At 58.7% G+C, this 344-nt stretch carries 1 protein-coding gene; it reads right to left on the bottom strand.

The annotated features are described in order from the left end of the window. Positions 1-23 precede the first annotated feature (23 nt). A partial coding sequence (gene lspA / locus EOD29_RS30890) for a signal peptidase II (RefSeq protein ID WP_127248789.1) occupies positions 24-344 on the bottom strand: 321 nt, incomplete at its 5' end.

Below are 344 nucleotides of genomic sequence, written 5' to 3'. Positions count from 1 at the left end.
GCCTTCAGGAATTCGATAAGATTTTAGCGGCCGGCCTTTTTCGGCAGCAGCAGCTCCTCGAGGATGACGCAGCCGGCGCCGATGGTGATGAAACTGTCGGCGAGATTGAACACGGCGAAAGACCAGCTTTCGGTGTAGAAGAGGATATAGTCGATCACATGCCCGTAGGCGAAACGGTCGACAAGGTTGCCGATCGCCCCGGCAATGATCAGCGCATAGCCGAGATGGGCGAGCCAGCGGTCTTTTGCCGTGCGGTACCACAGCCAGATGACGAAGGCGACGATGACGAGCCGCATGCCGACGATGAACCAGCCGTCCATGCCCTCCAGCATCGAAAAGGCGAC

This window comes from Mesorhizobium sp. M1A.T.Ca.IN.004.03.1.1 (genome assembly GCF_003997555.1).
Classification (GTDB): domain Bacteria; phylum Pseudomonadota; class Alphaproteobacteria; order Rhizobiales; family Rhizobiaceae; genus Mesorhizobium.
Note: the sequence above shows the minus strand (reverse complement) of the source record. Positions and strands in the feature narration are given on the sequence as shown.